Annotated in this window: 14 protein-coding genes and 1 other RNA gene; 2 read left to right on the forward strand and 13 right to left on the reverse strand. The window is 39.3% G+C overall.

Annotation, left to right across the window (positions count from 1 at the left end; all coding sequences use genetic code 11):
- Positions 1-108 precede the first annotated feature (108 nt).
- The 9 genes from GS400_RS14110 to GS400_RS14150 form a co-directional block, all read right to left on the reverse strand.
- Positions 109-1,113 carry an AI-2E family transporter gene (locus tag GS400_RS14110; RefSeq protein ID WP_236560954.1) on the reverse strand — a complete coding sequence of 335 codons (1,005 nt, stop codon included), beginning with the start codon at positions 1,111-1,113 and terminating at the stop codon, positions 109-111.
- Between the two features lie 854 nt (positions 1,114-1,967).
- Positions 1,968-2,123: a YrzQ family protein gene (locus GS400_RS14115; protein ID WP_160102809.1), complete on the reverse strand. Its 156-nt coding sequence runs from the start codon at positions 2,121-2,123 to the stop codon at positions 1,968-1,970.
- 24 nt (positions 2,124-2,147) lie between these two features.
- The gene (locus GS400_RS14120; RefSeq protein WP_160102811.1) at positions 2,148-2,336 is read right to left on the reverse strand and encodes a hypothetical protein; all 189 of its coding nucleotides are present in this window, start codon (positions 2,334-2,336) and stop codon (positions 2,148-2,150) included.
- Between the two features lie 147 nt (positions 2,337-2,483).
- Positions 2,484-4,814: an SF1B family DNA helicase RecD2 gene (locus GS400_RS14125; RefSeq protein ID WP_160102813.1), complete on the reverse strand. Its 2,331-nt coding sequence runs from the start codon at positions 4,812-4,814 to the stop codon at positions 2,484-2,486.
- 52 nt (positions 4,815-4,866) lie between these two features.
- Positions 4,867-5,541: a tetratricopeptide repeat protein gene (locus GS400_RS14130; protein WP_160102815.1), complete on the reverse strand. Its 675-nt coding sequence runs from the start codon at positions 5,539-5,541 to the stop codon at positions 4,867-4,869.
- Between the two features lie 78 nt (positions 5,542-5,619).
- Complete coding sequence (gene mnmA / locus GS400_RS14135) at positions 5,620-6,732, reverse strand: tRNA 2-thiouridine(34) synthase MnmA (RefSeq protein WP_160102817.1); 1,113 nt, start codon at positions 6,730-6,732, stop codon at positions 5,620-5,622.
- Positions 6,733-6,745: 13 nt separating this feature from the next.
- On the reverse strand, positions 6,746-7,891 hold the full coding sequence (locus tag GS400_RS14140; RefSeq protein WP_160102819.1) for a cysteine desulfurase family protein: 1,146 nt from the start codon (positions 7,889-7,891) through the stop codon (positions 6,746-6,748).
- A 42-nt stretch (positions 7,892-7,933) separates the two neighbouring features.
- Complete coding sequence (cymR, locus tag GS400_RS14145; RefSeq protein ID WP_160102821.1) at positions 7,934-8,353, reverse strand: cysteine metabolism transcriptional regulator CymR; 420 nt, start codon at positions 8,351-8,353, stop codon at positions 7,934-7,936.
- Positions 8,286-9,023, reverse strand: a complete 738-nt coding sequence (locus GS400_RS14150; RefSeq protein WP_370519697.1) for a YczE/YyaS/YitT family protein — start codon at positions 9,021-9,023, stop codon at positions 8,286-8,288. The genes cymR and GS400_RS14150 overlap by 68 nt, the downstream gene beginning before the upstream one ends.
- A gap of 409 nt (positions 9,024-9,432) precedes the next feature.
- Between GS400_RS14150 and GS400_RS14155 the strand changes: the two genes are divergently transcribed.
- Both GS400_RS14155 and GS400_RS14160 read left to right on the forward strand, forming a co-directional pair.
- Positions 9,433-10,707, forward strand: a complete 1,275-nt coding sequence (locus tag GS400_RS14155; protein WP_160102823.1) for a replication-associated recombination protein A — start codon at positions 9,433-9,435, stop codon at positions 10,705-10,707.
- A 168-nt stretch (positions 10,708-10,875) separates the two neighbouring features.
- Entirely contained in the window at positions 10,876-11,625 is a 750-nt protein-coding gene (locus GS400_RS14160; RefSeq protein ID WP_160102825.1) for an RsfA family transcriptional regulator, read from the forward strand.
- A gap of 23 nt (positions 11,626-11,648) precedes the next feature.
- Here GS400_RS14160 and GS400_RS14165 read toward each other — a convergent pair whose 3' ends face one another.
- The 4 genes from GS400_RS14165 to aspS form a co-directional block, all read right to left on the reverse strand.
- Positions 11,649-13,850, reverse strand: a complete 2,202-nt coding sequence (locus GS400_RS14165; RefSeq protein ID WP_160102827.1) for an FUSC family protein — start codon at positions 13,848-13,850, stop codon at positions 11,649-11,651.
- Between the two features lie 61 nt (positions 13,851-13,911).
- On the reverse strand, positions 13,912-14,667 hold the full coding sequence (locus tag GS400_RS14170) for a tRNA threonylcarbamoyladenosine dehydratase (protein WP_160102829.1): 756 nt from the start codon (positions 14,665-14,667) through the stop codon (positions 13,912-13,914).
- 139 nt (positions 14,668-14,806) lie between these two features.
- A non-coding RNA gene (ssrS, locus tag GS400_RS14175) (6S RNA) lies at positions 14,807-14,994 on the reverse strand.
- A 73-nt stretch (positions 14,995-15,067) separates the two neighbouring features.
- Positions 15,068-16,858, reverse strand: coding sequence for an aspartate--tRNA ligase (gene aspS, locus GS400_RS14180; protein WP_160102831.1), 1,791 nt, complete (start codon positions 16,856-16,858; stop codon positions 15,068-15,070).
- Positions 16,859-16,861: the final 3 nt, after the last annotated feature.

The raw sequence follows: 16,861 nt of genomic DNA on the forward strand, positions 1-16,861 counted from the left end.
TCCTCTCTGTACAGATGGTCTGTCACATACTCGATCCTTCTTTGTATTACCGTATTCGTTTAAAAGCGTTAGGATATGCCAAAATTATAGTCAACTCCACACCAAATGTCAACGCTCTCGTTGTAATGGTTTGATATGATGAATCAATACACGAGCAATCGTTAATACCGGAACAGCAATTATCATACCAATCACCCCTGCAATTTCTCCCCCCAATAGTAATGCAAAAATAATTAAAATCGGATGGATATGCAGGCTCTTACCAACGATGAAAGGTGATAATAGATTACTTTCGATCAGCTGTACCACAAATACTGTTATAATCACAAATAGCACCATTTTGGTCGACATGGTAAAAGCTAATATCACAGCAGGCACTGCTCCAATGATCGGACCAAAATAAGGAATAATATTTGTAACTCCCATGATTCCACCTAAAAGCAATGGATATTTCATACCGATTACCCAAAGGAGAAGCATCGAAATCACACCAACAAAGAGGCAGACAAGTAACTGCCCACGTATGTATCCACCTAAACTTTCATCTATTTCAGTTAAGACCTCTTTTCCTTCCTTTCGATACTTAGAAGGCGTAAGATTCCAGAGAACATTTTTCATAACAGGGAAATCTTTTAACATATAGAAAACGAGTACAGGGATTACTGCAACAATAATAAAAATATCAAATAATCCTGTAAGTCTTGTACCAAGAGAAGTTATAAAATCTTCCCCTAACTTTTCCACGTTTTCTAGAATGTGATCCATGCGATCATGTACACGCTCAGGCAAGAAGGATGTGCGTTCATATAAACTATATATCCACTCTCGATACGTATCCACAAAACCTGGCAAGTTTTCACTGAAGTCTTTGAGTTGGCTTAAGAAGACTGGGTAAGCACGATACAGCCCATAACCTACTCCTCCAAAAAATAAAATATAAATAATTAAGATAGCTGCCCATCGTGGAACATGTTTCTCATGTAACGCTTCAACAACTGGGTGTAATAGGTACGCTATAAATAGTGCTATGACAAACGGGATCATTAATTGAAATAAGATTCGAAGAAATGAGCGATAAAACGGAAATAACTTCATGAGTAAAAATATAATCAATAATACCAGGAGAACAAGGACACCCCGATATATCCAACGCTTCGTTGTCTCTAGGTTGTTCAAAATCACTCCGCCCTCTTCTGGTGGATTTTGTTTTTATTTTGAACAGAATCGCTTTATTTATGTGAAAGAGGTGTTAAATCTTATTGTGGAGAGGAAGCTACTTGTTCAATTAACCCCCCTTATCTGGAAGACTTGGTTTCGAGATAAAGTAAAAGAAGTCCGTTGCTTTCGCGAGAGTAAGGGGTTCATTGAAACGGCGATACTCCTGTGGAAGACCGTCCGAGCCTCCTCACTCACTTCGTTCCCTGCGGGGTCTCGGCCGCCCTTTCTACCACTGGAGTTCGCCGTTTCCTTCACCCCTTGCTTGTATGGAGGTTAACGGACCCTAGTTGTGTGAGCTCTAACCCTTACGGACATCTGTTCCTTTATTTTTAACCTTAAAGGTATTTCGAGGTTCGTTAAGGACATATGGTAGCTTATTTGTGACAGATTGCTCTTTATTAAGGTGATTTACAGCAATTAGCGGAATGAATGTCCGTAAGCATTACCTCCTCATATCGCTGCGGTTCCGTTAATCACCATTCGGCTAAGGTGGGCTTGGGAACGAATTGACTCCTCCGGAAAAACGGGCGAGCGAGACCCCGCAAGAAGCGTAGCGGATGAGGAGGCTCGATCGTTCGTCCGGGGAAAGCAACCCGTTCCCAAGCCCACCGCACTCCACAATAGCAACGGAACCTCCTCTCTCACTAAAACAGTTATTCAAGATAACTGCCATATAACGGAATAAAATGAAAAACAAAAAACGCATGCAGTTCAGTAATCTGAACCACATGCGCATATACAACCATTACTTAACGAAAAGCTTTGTTTACTCTCTTACGGATTCGTTTCATCGATTTTTGAGAAAACAAATCGGAGAATCCTCTACGTCCTCTTCTTCTTCTACCTCTTGAAAGGAATGCAGCTCCTGCTCCAATTGCTGCAAGAGATGTTAGTGTACGATTCATCCGCTTCACCACCCATAAATGGATTTACCATTGGGCTGTTTGCTCATGTTCTCCAAACAGATCATCCAGAGAGCTCAGGGAACCATCCTCTTCCACCTGGTGTACATGTACCTTCCCCTCTGTAACAGAGAGTTCAATGAAACATGTCCAGCAATAATATTGGTTGTTTCCAATCTTTCCAATATCTTTTCTTTTACAATTTGGGCAATGCATACATCTGACACTCCTTATCGGTTTATTTCCGATCGCTTTTGAATGTCATTATTGCCAAATTTTTGCTAGTTCATACACCTTGAGTGAAAGGATGGCACCCAATGGTAGGTTCACATGTACGATGTGAACACCATTAGTATGTGTCCATTACATAAAGTCATAAGGGGAAAGTTCTTCCTCATCATCCTGTTCATCATCTTCAGGTCGATCCAGTAGTTCCTGCAATCTTTCTTGGAGAGTTGTGTAGCGCTGGTTTGTATCCACCGTATTCACACCACGTATAAATGCCTCTTCATCACCACAAATGATTAACGACTGCTTACTTCTTGTAACAGCAGTGTACAATAAGTTTCGACGAAGCATACGAGAAAACCCACGAACTACAGGTAAAATCACAATCTGGAATTCACTACCTTGAGATTTGTGGATCGACGTGCAGTATGCATGGGTGATTTGGGTTAAATCTTTTTTTAGATATTCAACCTCTTTCCCTTCAAATGAAACGGTCAGCTTTTCCTTCTGCTCCTGTGTTTCATCTTCTTTGTAAATGGCTACAATTTCACCGATATCTCCATTATAAACCCCAGATTCAGGCTGATTTATGAGCTGAATCACTTTATCCCCAGTTCGATAGGTTAAATCCTTTAACTGAATTTCTCTTTTTTGTCTCGAAGGTGGGTTCGCCAATTGCTGAATATCATGATTTAGCGAATGGATCCCAATCTTGGAACGATACATAGGAGCTAAAATTTGAATATCTTTAAGGTTATGCCCTTTCTCCATTGCTTTAGCGTACACTTTTTCAATCACGGGCAAAACTTGTGGTTCTGGACATGAAATGAAATTAAAGTCATTCGCCTTCGTTAAGGATTGACGATCACAAGTCCCTCGTTTCATATCATGGGCTAGTTGAATAATCTTAGAGCCTTCTTTTTGGCGATACACTTCCTGTAACTGAACTGCAGGTATCTTCTCTGAAGAGATTAAATCCGATAAGACTTGACCTGGACCTACAGAAGGAAGCTGATCATCGTCCCCTACTAAGAGCACTTGCATGCCTTCAGGGATAGCTCGAAACAATTGATTAGCAAGCCATATATCTACCATTGAAAACTCATCAATAATAAGTATTTTTCCCGTCAGAGGATTGTTGTGGTCTCGTTCAAAGGCTTCACCACCAGTCCAACCTAAAAGCCTATGAATGGTTACCGCAGGGATACCAGTAGATTCATTCATGCGTTTTGCTGCCCGACCTGTTGGAGCTGTAAGTAAGAAAGGGTAGGGCTCATCTTGATCATAATCTGCAGGCTTTAACGACTTTCGATTCATTTTAGCGTAGGCGGTAATAATCCCTTTAATAACGGTAGTTTTCCCAGTACCAGGACCACCTGTCAAAATCATAATATTTGAATTGAGCGCTTTTTCTATAGCTTCAAATTGCTCTTTACCATAACTAAGATCTTCTTCGTCTTCAATCTCACCTACAATTTTCATCAGTTCTGCTTGGGTATATTCTTCCTCTACTTCATTTAACATCACTCGATGAAGCTGTTGAACAAAGCCTGATTCTGCATAGTATAAAGATGGCAAGTAAATATTGCCGTTCTCCAATATGACTTTCTCTTCATCAGCCAGCTGTTTCATTTCTCGGGAAATAATATCATTGGATATCATACCCTCTTCATCATTTAAAACTGCTAATACTTCTTCTGCAAACCGTTCAGAAGGCGCATAAACATGACCTTGTTGGACCCACTGATTTATGGCATAAAGACAAGCAGCCTGAATACGAGTGGGATGGTCCATGCTTATTTGGTGTTTAGATGCGATTTCATCTGCCCTTTTAAACCCAAATCCATCGATATCAAAAACAAACTGATAAGGATTGTCCTGAAGAACCTCTAATGCTTTATCTTGATAAGCCTCATATATCTTTTGTGCCATTTGCAACCCAAACCCATACTCCGATAACGCAATAACAACATGTTCAAACCCTTGATGTTTGCGTAGGTCTGCTACAAGTTGATCCGCTTTATCACGTTTTAAGTATGGAACATCATCGAGAACAGAAGGATTTTGTAATATATGTTGGATAGCACGGTCGCCTAGCGTTGCAACAATCCGCTCAGCTGTTGTTTTTCCAATTCCATAAAATAAGTCACTAGATAAGTATAGGACAATCCCCTCTTTAGATGTCGGGATATCCTTTTGATAATGATTAACCTGGTATTGCTCACCAAATTTAGGGTGATCCTTTAAATCTCCATAAAAAATGTACATTTCCCCTTTATCTAAAGGAGAAAAATGACCTTTTACCACGACTTCACTATCTTCAATCGACTCATTCGTTTCCTCGATACGAATAAGTGCAATGGAAAAGTGCTCTTCATCATTATGGTAAATCATACGAACGGATTCACCTTTGATAAAGCCACGTTCTGTATCCAATTGTCCTTCTAATTGCTCTTCCATTGCCATGATCCGTAACTCCCTTTATATCTTTGTTCAAAATCAACTAACCTGGAACAAATTACTCATTCTCTTTATTAGAATTCAACATTTCTTCTACTTGTCCTTTTGCATGCATGGCTAACATGTGATCAGACTGAATTTCAATTGCTTTATCAAAATGCTCTAATGCCTTATAAGGCTCCTCTTTAAAGAGGTGAGAAACCCCTAAGTTGTAATGAGCATCACTATGCTGGTCATTTAATTCTAGCACATGATGGAAAGTTTGCGTTGCCTCATCCAATAAACCAACTTGAGCTAGGCAAAGACCGTACTGGAAGTGAACATCTGCATCTTCTGGAGATAATTCAGCTGCACGTTGTAAGTAAGGCATAGCTAATTTAAATTGCTCTTGATATAAAAAGCTCAACCCAAGCATGTAGTAAGCATCACTTTCTTCTAACCCTTGCTTAATGGCTTGTTGAAAAGGTTCTTGAGCTTGTTCATATTTTTGCTGCTCATAATAAACATTACCTAGACCGTAATGAGCTGTAGCTGTTTCTGGATCTTTTTCAATCGCTTTTTGAAAGAAGCGCTCTGCACGTTCTAAGTCGTTCATGTGTAAAAGTAAATTACCAAAATTCACGTACCCCAAAGGATCTTCTGGATTTTCTTCAATAGCTTGTGTAAAAGATTGTGCCGCTTCTTCATATTTTTGTTCTTGCATGTATTGAATTCCTTGATTTAATGCGTCCATCATCGATTCCTCCTCGTAACTATTGTCCACGATTTATTGTAAATTGAAAGAATCCCCAACTCAATGGAGTTAGGGATCTTAACCTACATAAGTTAAATACTCATTATTTTTAACGATTCCATCAATCGTACCGCCGCCCAAACAAACTTCTCCGTCATAAAATACAACAGCTTGTCCAGGAGTGATAGCACGCTCAGGTTCATGGAAATCTACTTTGACACGTCCATTCTCAAGTGGCGTCACTGTTACAGAACTATCCTCTTGTCGATAACGGAATTTAGCTGTACAAGTGAATGGTTCTGTAGGTGCTTCTCCTGATGTCCAATTAAGCTCAGACGCTTCAAGACCATCTGAATAAAGGTAATCATTATGATAACCTTGGTCGACATATAAAATATTGTCTGTCACATTCTTTCCTACAACGAACCATGGCTCACCTGGTCCACCTATACCAAGACCTTGACGTTGGCCTAAGGTGTAATACATTAGACCATCATGTTTACCTTTCACTTCGCCTTCAAGTGTTTCCATATTTCCAGGTTGTGCAGGAAGATACTCACTCAAGAATTCTTTAAAGTTACGCTCTCCAATAAAGCAAATACCTGTTGAGTCTTTTTTCGTAGCTGTTGCTAAATCATTTTCTTTAGCAATTTCACGAACACGACTCTTATCTAAATGACCAAGCGGAAACATCACTTTAGACAATACATCTTGTGAAAGCTGATTTAGGAAATACGTTTGGTCCTTATTATTATCTTTACCACGTAGCATTTCATATTGGTCTCCATTTTGACGAACTTGCGCGTAGTGACCTGTTGCAAGGTAATCCGCACCTAGAGACATCGCATGATCAAGAAATGCTTTAAATTTAATTTCTTTATTACACATAACGTCAGGATTTGGTGTACGTCCTGCTTTATATTCATTTAAAAAGTACGTGAACACTTTGTCCCAATATTGCTTTTCAAAATTCACTGCATAATATGGGATGTCTAATTGGTTACATACTCGTACCACATCATCGTAATCTTCTGTTGCTGTACACACGCCGTTTTCATCAGTGTCGTCCCAGTTTTTCATGAAAATACCAACGACATCATACCCTTGCTCTTTCAATAGCAAGGCTGCGACAGATGAATCAACTCCACCTGACATTCCAATGACAACTCGTGTATCTTTTGGATCTTTCATGTTTGTCACCGCCTTAGGTTGTCTTCGTTAAGCGTTCAACGATTTGAGCGACCTTTTGCGCTCCCTCTTGAACATTTTCTCCAGTATTCGCTAAACCAAAACTAAATCGAACAGAATTCACCGTACGTTCATCACCTTCACCATACATCGCACTTAAAACGTGTGATGGTTCAACAGACCCTGCCGTACATGCAGAACCACTAGAAGCTGCAACGCCAGATAAGTCAAAATTCGTTAAGAGTTGTTCAACATTCGTTCCTGGAAAACTAATATTAATGATGGAAGGAACATTAATACGACCACCATTTTGACTATATTCGATACCACTCTCTTTAAGAGTTCGTACAAATAATTGTTTAAATTGTCTATATGACGTTAATCGTTCTTTCTGATCTTCTTGCATCAGTTCAACCGCTTTTGCAAAACCATGTACAGCAGCAGTATTTTCTGTACCAGGTCGTCTTTTACGTTCTTGTTCTCCTCCATGCTGCAGAGCATCTAAAGAGATTTTCTCTTTTGCATACAACGCTCCAACTCCCTTAGGACCGCTTATCTTATGAGAAGAAACTGTAAGCATATCAACATTTAATGCATGGACATCGATAGGAATCGTCCCATAAGCCTGTACAGCATCAGTATGCAGTAAAGCTTGATGTTCTTCTAATAATGCCCCTATTTCTGCAACGGGTTGAATAGTGCCTGTTTCGTTATTTACATACATCACGGATACAAGAATCGTATCTTCTCGTATCTCACCTTTCAAATCTTCTACAGAAACCGATCCTGATTCATTTACAGAAAGGTACGTTACCTCGAAGCCCTCTTTTTCAAGTTGTTCAGCTGCATGTAATACTGCGTGATGTTCGATTTTAGTTGTGATGATATGCTTACCTAGGTGTTGGTTTGCTCGAGCAGCACCAATCAGAGCCAGGTTATCTGCTTCCGTACCACCACTTGTAAACGTGATATCCTTTTCGTTTGCCTGAATACTTTGGGCAACCGTTTTTCTTGCATCATCTAGCAGTTTTCTAGCTTTTCTTCCATAAGAATGCACACTAGATGGGTTCCCAAAAACGTCCTGGAAAACCGGGATCATTGCGTCAATTACTTCTTGCCTCATCGGTGTAGTTGCCGCATGATCAAAATAAATGGACTTCATGAGATCTCCCTCACTTTTTCATATTGAATTAAACTTTGCTTTCTAAATATAGAACATGTAAGCATCATGCTCATCATCTTCATGATGTTGAGCTAAATCATAAAGCGTTGTTGTATCTAAAACATCTTTCACTGCATCTCGGATTCTTATCCATAATGCTTGTTTAGCAGGCTCTTCGTCTTCTATTCCTTCAACAGGACTGATCGGACCCTCTAACACACGAATCACATCCCCTGAAGTGATCTGTGCAGGGTCACGTGTTAACATATAGCCACCATACGCTCCTCGTACACTTTTTACAAGTCCAGCATTTCGAAGTGGAGCAATGAGCTGCTCTAAATAGTGCTCCGATAATTGGTTTTCTCGGGCAATAGATTTTAATGAGATCGGACCATCACCGTACTTTTTCGCTAGAGCAATCATGATGGTCAGTCCGTATCGTCCCTTGGTTGATATTTTCATTCAATTCACCTCGTTTAATCATATAGTGTAGCAATTGTTGCATTTGGGGTAATGAATAGCCAACAACTGTTCCTAAAAAGAAAGCAATGAAAACTGTACCAATCCCAACTGGACCACCTAGCATCCAACCTAATAGAAAAACAATAACTTCTATTCCATTGCGTACCCAGCTTACTTTCCAACCTGTAACATCTCGAATCACAAGCATTAAGCTGTCACGTGGACCAGCTCCTAGGTTAGGTGCTACGTAAATTCCAATCCCATAGGCAAGAACTGTAACACCTACAACAAATATAATAATATTTATTAAGATCCCTTCAGGTTCAGGGAGAATATATAAAAACACATCTATAAAAATACCAATTAATAGCATATTTAAAATCGTGCCAATTTGAGGCAATGATCGTTGATAAATGGAGGTTATCGTAACAATCGTAATACCAGCTATGATGGACCATGTACCAACCGTTAACCCAAATTGCTCGTATAATCCTACATGAAATACATCCCATGGGCCTATACCTAACATATCAGCCTCAATCGTTAGTGAAATGCCTAGAGCTAAAATAATAAGACCGATAACAAAAAACGACCAACGAATGAATAACTCTCTATCCTTCATACGTTTGGCATCCTGTCCTATCATTTTCGATTGTTTGACCATAAACATTGTCCTTTCCTACTCTAGGTGTTAATAGTGCTTCCATTTCGTTCTTAAGCAAACATTACTATTATAGCACGAATGGCAAGTCTCTTGCATTTTAACACCTTGATCTTTATTGTAAAAAGAAGCAAAAGAAAAGCGCAAGCGCCCGTTTAGCAACGAGGGGACTGTACTGAGCCCGCAGTGAGATTAACTAAACTTGCTGATTGGCAAGCCAATAGGCGCAGACAGAAGCTTAGTTGCCGTGGTACTTTAACCTAGAAATTTTCACTACGTCGAAATACTCCTTCGCTAAAATTTCATGTAATCACGTCGTGTGGGCCCAAGTCCATTCGTTGCTGGGCGCTGGAGCTAGACATCTAAGAGAGCACTTGGTTATTATAATCATTTTGGTACACATAAAGGAGCGATCGACATGAGCCAACAACCACTTGCATTTCGAATGCGCCCAAAACATATAGATGACATTATTGGTCAAGACCATCTTGTAGGTGAAGGAAAAATGATCCGAAGAATGGTTGAAGCAAACCGGTTAGCTTCTATGATTCTTTTTGGACCACCTGGAACAGGAAAGACTTCCATGGCCATGGCATTAGCCAAAAGCTTGCAATTACGGTTCAAAACATTAAACGCTGTTGTAGATAAAAAGAAAGATATGGAGATTGTTGTTGAGGAAGCCAAAATGTCAGGTCAACTCGTCCTAATCCTAGACGAGGTCCACCGCCTTGATAAAGCGAAACAAGACTTTTTACTCCCTCATGTAGAATCCAACCTAATCACTTTAATTGGCTGTACCACAAGTAACCCATATCATTCCATTAATCCAGCTATACGAAGTCGTTGTCATTTGTTCGAAGTAGAACGTTTAGAACAAAAAGATGTAAAAACTGCGGTCTATCGTGCAATGGAAGACACGGAAAATGGACTTGGTCAGTACAATATTGAGGTAACAGAAGATGCCATGGAGCATTTTGCATTATCTTCAAATGGGGATTTACGTGCTGCTCTAAATGGATTGGAGCTAGCAGCTTTTTCTACACCTGAAAACAATGAGGGTGTCATTCTTATTGATTTAGATGCAGCGGAACAATGTATGCAAAAGAAAAGTTTCTCACATGATAAAGACGGTGACGCCCATTATGATGTCCTTTCTGCTTTTCAAAAATCCATTCGAGGTAGCGATGTAAATGCCGCTCTTCATTATTTGGGAAGACTTATAGAAGCAGGAGATTTAGATAGTATCGCAAGAAGAATGATTGTGACTGCCTATGAAGATATTGGTCTTGCAAACCCTCAAGCTGGTCCAAGAGCTCTTCATGCAGTAGAAGCTGCTGAACGTTTAGGGTTTCCAGAAGCCAGAATCCCACTTGCCAATGCGATCGTTGAACTTTGTCTTTCCCCTAAATCAAATTCAGCTTATAAAGCATTAGATGAGGCACTCCATGACATTCGTCAGGGAAGAAGCGGAGATGTCCCAGCACATCTTAAAGACTCTCACTATAAAGGTGCAGAAAAACTCGGACGTGGGATTGACTATAAATATCCTCACAATTATGAGAGTGCTTGGGTGGATCAGCAATACCTTCCAGATTCTATCAAAGATGCGATCTACTATTCACCTAAAAAGACTGGAAAATTCGAAAAAGGGTTAAGTCAAGTCTTTGAATCCATACAAAACAGAAAAAAATAATATGTTTCAGGTATAAAACTCTTCTTTTCGTCAACAATACAAATAAAATTACCAAACTAGTTCTAGTAGATGGGTGTTCAATCCTAAGCAACCGTTAAGATACGATGTTTTTTTGAACACTTTCTATTAAATGACATTTGGTTGACGAAAAAAGGAGTGGAGTTATTTATGGTAAAAGTAAGACAAGATGCATGGTCACACGAGGATGATCTATTATTAGCGGAAACGGTGCTTCGTCATATTCGCGAAGGAAGTACTCAATTAAAAGCGTTTGATGAAGTTGGGGATCAGTTAAATCGAACTTCAGCAGCTTGTGGGTTCAGATGGAATGCAGAAGTGCGTAATCGTTACATTCAAGCAATTGATATTGCTAAGCGTCAGAGAAAAGAAAAGAAACGTGCTATGGCTGGTCAACAAAAGACAAAAGAAGTACCTGCAGCTTTGACTGCTAATGCTTCTACGGAACAAGAATCTACTGAACTTCCCGTTTTCCAACAGCAACCTCAGCTACAGTGGGAGCCTCAAGATGAACAAGAGGTTATCCAGGAACAACCTACGGAAGAAAAGCAAGAGCAAGTCACATATCAAGAAGAAGAGCCTGTCTCTTTTGAGCAAGTTATCAAATATATGCGTCAACTCAAGCAACAATATAATGCTTCAAATCAATCAAAATCAAAACTTAGTCAACTAGAACAAGAAAATTATGTTCTACGACAAGAAAACGAAAAATTACAGAAGCAAGTTAAACAAATGGACCAAAAATACAATATGGTACAAGAAGATTACCAGGTTCTGATGCAAATCATGGACCGAGCTCGTAAAATGATTGTATTTGATGATGAAGACCAATCAAATGCAGCTAAAGCGTTCCGTATGGAGAAAAACGGAAACTTAGAGCAAGTAGCGCGTCAGGCATAAATCCAAAAAGAAAGATCCTCTCACTACTCGTGATTGGATCTTTCTTTGTTTTTATCATCTTGGACGTCCGCTCCTAGTCCTTCAGCTAACACTACGATCGATTGATTGATTTTCCAAATGTAATATAAGTGATGAATGAGGTCTCGTTTCGCTGTCCATCTATTTGGAGCAACACGCTCAACCTTTTCTCGTTCATCAAATAACGTATAAACAATACCACTACGTTCTTCGCCTTGCATAAGTTTACTTAGTGTAGCCGTATTGTTCTGTAACTTTTCTTCCATACTTATAAATACATCTTCCAATTCATCAACGGATTCAAAATTTTTCTGATAAGACGAAGCCACTAAATGCTGAGCATAATAATGAATTGCAGTGAAAACCGTTATATAACGTGACAAGTTTGCATAACGAAGAAAAGAAGGTCTCTCAACCAGAGATTGTGCATCTACCCTAATGGTTTGAAGCTGTTGATCCATAGAAAATGCTAGAGAGGAAAGGCCCTTAACATCTGTATCTTCTCGAAAACGCTTCACGTATTTCAATAAATAACTTTGTAACTCTTCTAAGTATAATGAAAAGCCCTCTGACACTTTATCTTTCGTCTTGGTTGGTAAGATGAAGGCTGCTGCTCCAAGTGCGAGTGCTGATCCTACAATGGTATCAATCACACGAGCACCTAATAATTCGATAGAGATACCACCAAGTAAAATATCATACAAGAAAGCGATCAACATTGTAATAAATAGACTAGTTGACGTGTATGACACGGTTAATAGGTAAAAGGCAAAAAATACAACAATAAATAATAACACAACCTCCAAAATGGCTCTACCAGATACCAGATTAGCTAACATAAAACCGAAAACTGCACCAATTACCGTTCCTATCGAGCGTTCCATCCCTTTTATATACGTTCGCCCAACAGATTCTGTTCCTAGTAAAACAATAAACGAAGTAAGCACGATCCAATATGGTTGAATAGGTGAAATCATATAACCTAATACAATTGACAATGAACATGCAACAAGAGCTTGAATAGCCTTTTTCGTCGCAGGGTTCATTCCATCTTTTTCAGATTCTTCCTCATCTTCGGTCTCTTCTGTAGTGTCAGTCTCTTCTGTTTCTCCATCCCATTTATGAAGTGAATCTTGAATTCGCGTAGCACCTTCGATTACATGGTTTGCAATTGACTCGATTCTACGAATTAAATAAAGCCATTTCTGTGGTTCTTCTCTATTATCCAGTAATTCATGAAGTGCTAACCGCAGAGCTTGTACAGCTTTTTCAGCTTCCTCTAAGTTTTGTGGGGCATAATCCGTAGCTAAAACCTCCACATCTCTAAGAGAACGAACAATCCACAAAAGTAATCTTCTTAATTCTTGGGTTTCTAGTGCATCTTGATTTTTCAGCTTATTGATTGAATCTGCTAACGTCTCAACTAGCATCGCAGTATCAAACACATACAACCGTACCTGAGAAGCTTGAAGACCGGGCCAAATTTCTTTGACATCCTGTTGGTCTAAGTCTTCTGAAACATTACGAGCATAAGCGCGGAGAATCTTAATATTTTTCTCTAACCGATTCTTTCTTTTTTCGCTAATATTGGGTTGTTGGATAATGGTAATCATCATATTAAACGTTAAGTTCGCTTGTATATGAAAAGAATGCATACCACGTTTTAAAATCGTTGCTGAGTCTTTAAAAACAAGGAAGTTAAACAAATAAGCATACATAATTCCTAAAGCTATACCTAAGTAAAACCATGGCAAATCTGCAAAATTCAGCTTTAAAAATGAAGATATATAGACTGTAAAGAAGCCAATCATGCCAAACGAAAAATATCTTACCCTGAATTGAGAAAAGAAAAATGCACTAAAGATAACGATGACCATAAGGACACCTACATAATATGGATTCACAGATGCTAGTGAACCAAGTGTGATCCCCAATGTTGCAAAGAATGACATAAGAAGTGTGGTTACTTTTTTCTCTTGAGTTGTCTCATCCATTACAACCATAATGCTGACCAAACCGACCATGCCAGCAACAATCGCAGGCGTTATTTGCCCGAAACGTACAAGGTGTAAAATTAAGAGCATAGTAAAAACAGAAAATATCAGACTAAGCGTTGCTTTCCCTGCTTTTTGTAGCCTCTTCCGCCCTGGGTCAGATGCTCTTACTCTTTCTAACCAATAATGTTTTTCATTATGGATGCTCTCCACTTCTTATCCCCCTCTCTTATAGAATGATAAAATCGCAAAGCAAAAATGCTTTGCGATCTCATTAGTAGCGTTCAATAGAAATCGGTTTTAAAATTTCTTGAACAACATGACTCGCCATTATTAAGCCTGCCACAGATGGCACAAATGCATTCGAAGATGGCGGCATTTCTGCTTTACGAATTTCAGGGTTTTCAGGAGCTACTTCTTGTCTTACGTCCTCACGAATACGGATTGGTTTTTCTTTGGAATAAACCACAGGAATCCCTTTTTTGTATCCTTCTTTACGAAGACGCGTGCGAATAACTCGTGCGATCGGGTCATAACTTGTATCAAAAATATCAGCGATTTCGAATTGGGTTGGATCCATCTTATTAGCAGCACCCATGCTAGAAATAATCGGAATATCACGATGTAAACATTCTTTTATTAAATGTATTTTGTAAGAGATTGTGTCACTCGCATCAAGTACATAATCAGGTTGATATTGGAAAAGTTCTTCATAAGTTTCCTCAGTATAGAACATCTTTAATCGAACGACTTCACATTCAGGATTAATATCAAGTACACGGTCTGCCATTAGATCAACCTTAGATTGTCCTACTGTAGAAAGAAGAGAGTGAATTTGTCGGTTGATATTCGTAATATCTACGTCATCTTTATCAATTAAAATGATCTTTCCAACTCCACTACGAGCAAGAGCCTCGACACTAAATGAACCAACACCACCAATACCTAAAACAGCAACTGTAGTGCCTTTCATTAAATCTAACCCTTGTTTTCCAATAGCTAATTCATTTCTTGAAAACTGATGAAGCATTTATGTACACCCCTTGTATCATGTTTAGTTGATCTTTTTTTAGTATTCCTTTGCTTTTTTAAAGATAAACGGTTTCTGTAATTAAAGTATAAAAAAGACCTTAAGGCTCTCCTTAAGGTCTGCTCAGTTATGTACATGAATCAATCCCAATCGTGCCGTCATTCACCCAATGTTTTGAACCCGCTCTCGGCAGGTGGGTGCCCTGCTTTATATTTTGCAAGTCCTCTGAAGCAAATGAGGCTTGTGCGCCATATAAAAACTCAAGCTCCCGTATTCAAAAATGTTCGGTCAAAACGATTTGTCGGCTGACGAACACATCAGGATTGATTTCTTTAATGTTGTACTTGTATAGTAGCATACCTACTTTTTCTTATCAAGGAATAATAATCAGTAAATTTTTCTACTTGTTTTTCTGATTTTCCTTAGCTTTTTCATTCAATTCCAGATGAAGTTCCTTCAATTGTTCCTCACTTACAGAATCCGGTGCTTGTGTTAACAAGTCTGAAGCTGACGCTGTTTTCGGGAATAAAATGGTGTCGCGTAAATTTGTACGACCTGCCAAAATCATTGTGAAACGGTCTAGACCTAGTGCGATTCCACCATGTGGAGGAGCACCATATTCTAAAGCTTCTAGTAGGAAACCGAATTGATCCTTTGCTTCTTCTTTGGAGAAACCAAGTACTTCAAACATTTTGTCTTGAAGGTCCTTTTCATAAATACGAAGGCTTCCGCCACCTAATTCGTACCCGTTCAATACAAGATCATATGCTTGAGCTTTTGTCTCCCCTGGTTGATCTGACATTTTATCAATGTCCTCACGCTCTGGCATAGTAAATGGATGGTGAGCAGCAAAATATCGATCTAAGTCTTCATCGTATTCAAATAATGGCCAGTCTGTTACCCATAGGAAATTAAACTGACTCTCATCGATAAGCCCAAGCTCTCTTCCAAGCTTTTGACGAAGTGCACCAAGACTCTCATGAACAACAGATGTCTTATCAGCAACGAATAGAATTAAGTCTCCGTCTTCGATTTCAAGTGCCTCACGTAAGCCTGCTGCTACTTCATCTTCAAGGAATTTCGCAATTGGTCCTTGAAGTTCACCTTCATTTTCTTTCACCCATGCTAAACCTTTAGCATCATAAATTTTCACAAATTCAGTTAGCTTATCAATATCTTTACGAGAAAACTCGCTTGCTTTACCTTTTACGTTAATCGCACTGACGCTGCCACCTGATTCTACAGCACCTTTAAATACTTTAAATTCAGAAGCCTTCACAACATCGGAAACATTAACAAGTTCTAAACCGAAGCGTGTATCAGGTTTGTCAGAACCGTAACGTTCCATCGCCTCATCATATTTCATACGTGGAAATGGTGTTGGTAATTCAATATCTTTTACATCTTTCATAACTTTCTTCATCATACGTTCAGTCATATCCATGATTTCGTCTTTAGACATGAAGGACGTTTCGATATCGACCTGTGTAAATTCAGGCTGACGGTCTGCACGAAGGTCTTCGTCACGGAAGCAACGCGCAATCTGGTAGTACTTCTCAAAACCAGACATCATGATCAACTGTTTAAAGATCTGTGGAGATTGTGGTAGTGCATAAAAATCTCCTTCGTGTACACGACTTGGGACAAGATAGTCACGCGCACCTTCTGGTGTACTCTTCGTTAGCATCGGGGTTTCCATCTCAAGAAAATCATCGTCGTTAAGGAAGTTACGAATAGACTGTGTAGCCTTATGACGCAACTTAAATGTTTCTTGCATTGGGTTACGTCGCAAATCTAAGTAACGATACTTAAGACGTAGTTCTTCAGCGACATCTAAGTCATCTTGAGGCTGGAATGGCGGGTTTTTCGATTTATTTAAGATCGAAATGGAATCTGCCATTACCTCTACTCGACCTGTTGCAAGATTTTCGTTAACCGAACCTTCGTCACGTGCTACAACTTCCCCTGCAACTTCGATAACATATTCGCTACGTACTTTTTCTGCTGTCGCTAAAGCCTCAGATGATTTTTCTGGATTAAATACAACTTGAACAACTCCAGAACGGTCTCTTAAGTCAATAAAAATCAGACCACCTAGGTCTCGACGCTTTTGTACCCAACCTTTTAAGTGTACTTTCTCTCCTACATGTGTTTCACGGATTTGACCGCTTAATTGACGATGCCCGCTCATGAT

Source organism: Pontibacillus sp. HMF3514, assembly GCF_009858175.1.
In the GTDB taxonomy this organism is placed as follows: domain Bacteria; phylum Bacillota; class Bacilli; order Bacillales; family BH030062; genus Pontibacillus.